The sequence below is a fragment of the Lutimonas sp. genome (genome assembly GCF_051011215.1).
Taxonomy (GTDB): Bacteria; Bacteroidota; Bacteroidia; order Flavobacteriales; family Flavobacteriaceae; genus Lutimonas.
Genome location: NZ_JBPCUJ010000005.1, coordinates 1 through 4,764 on the forward strand (window position 1 = coordinate 1; position 4,764 = coordinate 4,764).

The 4,764-nt window shown below is 32.6% G+C and carries 4 protein-coding genes; 2 read left to right on the top strand and 2 right to left on the bottom strand.

The annotated features are described in order from the left end of the window. Together ACR2MV_RS00340 and ACR2MV_RS00345 are read right to left on the bottom strand one after the other, a co-directional pair. Window positions 1–632 (bottom strand): response regulator (locus tag ACR2MV_RS00340; protein WP_434019874.1); only part of this gene is annotated, 632 nt, incomplete at its 3' end. Between the two features lie 3 nt (window positions 633–635). Further along, a complete protein-coding gene (locus tag ACR2MV_RS00345) occupies window positions 636–3,260 on the bottom strand; it encodes a tetratricopeptide repeat protein (protein WP_434019875.1) in 2,625 nt (874 codons plus the stop codon). Between the two features lie 406 nt (window positions 3,261–3,666). On the opposite strand from ACR2MV_RS00345, the gene ACR2MV_RS00350 reads away from it, so the two are divergent. Continuing rightward, on the top strand, window positions 3,667–4,056 hold the full coding sequence (locus ACR2MV_RS00350; RefSeq protein WP_434019876.1) for a CsbD family protein: 390 nt from the start codon (window positions 3,667–3,669) through the stop codon (window positions 4,054–4,056). Between the two features lie 39 nt (window positions 4,057–4,095). Next, on the top strand, window positions 4,096–4,764 hold a 669-nt coding region (locus ACR2MV_RS00355; protein ID WP_434019877.1), incomplete at its 3' end, for an HdeD family acid-resistance protein.

Here is a 4,764-nt window from a genome sequence, read left to right on the forward strand (position 1 = left end):
TCAATGGCATATAGAACCAAGCCTGCGATGTTTTTACTCCCAGTTTTATCCAATAAATTTCTCTTATGTGCGTCGACCGTTCGAACACTAATAAAAAGCTTGTCAGCAATTTCTTTATTTGAAAACTCCTTAATGACCAGGTGAAGAACTTCCTTTTCTCTATCGGTTAAAGGCATATCAGTTACAACCTTGTTAGAAACTGGTTTCACTTTTCTGATATTATTAAGAATGATGTTTGTTACCTCCGGTGAATAATAGGTCCCTCCATTAAAAACACTTTTTATGGCCAATATCAACTCTTCTTCACCGCAATTCTTAAGCAGGTATCCCATAGCTCCTTCAATCAACATTTGTTTGATATGTTGACTTTCCCCCATCATAGTCAAGGCTATTATTTTAATTGAAGGATAGTTCTTTTTCACAGATTTTGTTAATTCAAGACCGTCCATAACGGGCATGTTTAAATCAGTTAAAAGTACATCTGGTTCAATTTCCGCCAATTGATCTAAACAATCCTGGCCATTGTAAGCTTCTGCTATTATTTCAAAATCAGGGTGATTTGCTAAAAAGTTTTTCAGCCCCTCTCTGATCATTTTATGATCATCTACAAGAAATAATTTTATTTTACTCATACATTATATTTTTTCAATTTGTACCACAATATTTGTACCTCTTCCTGGCTGACTATCAATATCTAAAAAGCCATTGATTGCATCCAACCTGTTCTGCATACTTTTAAACCCAATCCCTTTACCATCTTTATAAATCTTTTTAACATCAAAACCCTGACCATCATCTTCTATAGTAAGCATATACATGTCATCATAGTGCTTTAACTGCACTTCTACCTTGCTCGCTTTGGAATGTTTTACAATATTATTAATCGTTTCTTGCAAAATACGATATAGCGTAGTTTCTATTTGAGCGTTTTCTATTTTATCTTCCTTAAAATTGTGAACAAAATTAAATTCAATCTTGTCAGAGGCCTTATTCATTTGATCAATCAGGCTGATAAAAGCAGGTATTACACCAAAATCAACAATGGCTTTAGGCATTAAGTCATGAGCAATTGACCTTGATTCGGTAATCGATTCTTGAAGATATTGCCACCCTGTTTCAAATTTCTCCACGGCCAAAGTCCCCAGTTTGAATATTTCCTTTTTTACAAGCTCAAAATTCAATAAAGATATCGTGAGGGTCTGTTGGAGTCCATCATGAATATCTTTTGATATTCTATTTCTTTCTGAATCTTCAGCTTTAAGTATTGCCTCTAATAATTCTTGATTCTTAAGCTTGGAAGCAGTAATATCAACATTAGTTCCTACCATTCTTATTGGCCTTCCTAATTCATCTCTTTCTACTACTTTTCCTTTACTTTGTATCCAAATCAACTTTCCTGTTTTGGTTTTCATTCTATATTCGTCAAGTATCTGTTCGTCGTTGCGGGTATTCTTTAAAGACTCATGCAAGTCAATATGATATTTTGCTGAATCCTCCTCAGAATGAATTCGATCATAAAGAGCTGATCTAGTCTGTTCGAATTCATACGGTTCATAACCGAGCATGGTATATATTGAAGGACTAAACTCAATTGTATTCTTCACAATATGCCAATCCCAGATTCCTTCATTAGTAGCTTCCAATGCATAACGATACCGTTCTTCATTTGAAGTTAGGACAGTATTTATTTTTGAGATTTCTTCAGTACGATCAATTACCTTTTGTTCTAAACTTTCGTTTAAGTCATTAAGCGATAGATTTTGATTCTCAATGGTGCTCTTTTGCTTCTTAACCAATCTCATTCTATTGAATAAAACAGCTGAAAACCCTATAACAAGTGTAAGAACGATCAACAAAGTTTTCCTCTCTGTTTTTGTCTTTTCTAGTTTTGTATTTTGAATTTGTTTTTGATTTGCAAATGAAATACTATCTAATATTGCCTGTTTCTCATATTCGTATTTAAACTCCTGTCGAATCGCAATTCGTTGGTTGTCCTTATTACTGATACTATCTCTGGATAAGATGAACAATTCATATGCTTTAAGGGCAGATTTACTGTTTCCTATAGATTTGTACATTTGAAATAATTCGAATGAAATTTCTTTAGTTTGTTCCAGATCAGCATTTTTAGCCAAAGCAAGTCCTTCCGTAAAATATTCAATGCTCTTCTGTTTATTCCCTATGGCCTTATAATATAAACCTAGCGCCTTTAAACTTCTTGAAACTCCTACATTATTTTCAATTTCTTTAAAAATTTCATAAGCCTCATCTATACCTTCTTTTGCAAGATTAAATTCATCTTTACTCAATTGAATCGTACTTTTATATAGTAATAACTGAGCATAGTTTTTTTTATCCCCTAGTTCTTCAACGATGGGCTGGCATTCATTAAAATAGCTTTGGGCCTTCGCGTAGTCTTTGGTTTCTATGTATGCAGCTCCTAAATTCATAAGGCAACTTACTATTCCAGATTTGTGATCTAATTTTCTTCGAATTTCGAGACTTTTGTTGGTGTAATCAATAAAATTAGACAACTCTCCCTGGTCATGATATATAGCGGCAATATTGAAATATGAATATGCCATGTGAAATTCATCTCCATTTTTTTCATCAATTGCAAGGCATTTCATGTTTAATGCTATGGCTTCCGGGTAATTACCTTCCCTTCTTTTTAAAATTGCCAAGTTAGCCATTGGTTTAATTTGCATATCCGGATTTTCACTTTCACTATATAAAAGAATACCTCTATTCAAGTTTTTTGTAGCCAGATCATAATTTTGTTGAATTATATTTATAATTCCAATATTGGTTAACACTCCTCCCATGTGTAATTTATCATCGAGGGCCTCTGATAATGCCAGGCTTTGTTTAAAAAATCCTAATGCCTTATTATAGTCACTTTTTACATAAAAGATCTTCCCAATATTAGATAAGGAATGAGCCACCAAACTACTATCTCCCATTTGCCGTGCAATACCAATTGCTTCTCTATGTACCTTAATGGCATTTTCATAATCACCTTTTCTGTAAAGGGCCTCACCTATAAGTGTTTTAGATTTGTTTCGATACATTTCTAAATCCTTTTCAGTTGCAAACTTGTATGCTTTTTCCGCATAATAAAGTGAACTATCTGTATTTTCTTTTCTGTATTCTTCTGCATATTTACACAAAGATTCTAATCGAATTCTATTCGTCTGTATAGTATCGCTCCATACATTCCATAAAGAATCAAGTTGAGATTGTCCAGAACAAGGATTCATCCAAAAGACTATAAATAAGAGGACTATTAGGAAGTGTTTCATACTTTATAAGAAATTTATCGGAAGATTTCTATAACATATTTAGACGGTTCATTTTGAGCCAATATCTTTTTCTTAGAAATTATGATTGCTCATGATCATATAATTTTTGTCTTTAAACATTTAGTATAGAATCTAAATACAGACAATAAAAGATGAATACTCTTAAAAACTTTGAAGCAAATCATCCTTCTTTTTTCGTGTTAGTACAATTCATATGAGTTAGAAAAACTTGAGTTATTCGAAGATAGGTAATTCACCTAAACGGGCAAAATTGGCATTTCACTAATATACAAACTTTAGTTACATCGCATCTTTGTAGTGTAAAACAACAACAAATAATAATAAACAATTTAAACTAATAATTATGAACAATTATCAATTAGACGGAAAATTAACCCAGGTAAAAGGAGATGCAAAAATTTGGGTAGGCCAATTAACCAACAATCAAAAAATGGAACTAGATGGCAATGCTGACAAAATTAAAGGAAGCCTTCAAGAAAAAAAAGGTGACCTAAAAGCACAAATCAATGAAGAACTAAAGAAATATGAAAATGCTAAAAAGGTGTTTGAAACTCGAACTAAGGAGGTCAATCAAGGCATTCAAAAAAAGTGGAACCAACTTACCAATGATGATATCAATCGTATAAAGGGTAGTTTCGAAAATTTCTCAGCTACCATTAAAGAAAAATACAACAAAACTAAAAATGAAGCCGATCAAGACGTAAAAAACTTTATGGCCGAATTTAAATCATAACAAATCATAATTAATACTTAACCTTTAAATCTTAAAATCATGTCAAATTTAATATCACAAACCGTATCAACAATTAAAAACTGGTGGCTTTTCTTAATCTCTGGAGCCTTATTCATCGCAGGATCAATGTATGTACTGCAAACCCCAAAAGAAAGTTATGTTGCCTTATCCTGGCTTTTTAGCATTTTGATACTAATCAATGGTCTATCCAATACTTTCTTTTCAATCGCCAATCGAGAATATCTTAAAGGCTGGGGCTGGTACCTTGCGAGTGGTCTATTTGAAATATTATTTGGAATCATGCTACTAAATTATCCTGGAGTTTCAATGCTTATTCTACCATTATTTGTAGGCTTTTGGTTATTATTCAGAGGGATTCAGACCATTTCAGGTGCCCTAGAACTCAAGGAATTTGGAATTTTAAACTGGGGTTGGATTATGCTACTCGGTGTTGCAATCACAATTTTTGCCACCTTCATGGTATTATTTCCATTATTCGGATTCTACAATATCATCTACCTAACGTTTATCGCACTTCTTTTAGCAGGTGCAGCAAACATTATGATAGCTTTAAAACTAAAAAAAATCAAATCTAAAACCATTGACAAAGTTGATGCTTTCAAAAAAGAAATCAAAAACTCTTTCAAAAATTTAAAAAACGAAATCATAATGGCGTATGAAGAAGCTCCAGAGGCAGATAAACAAAAA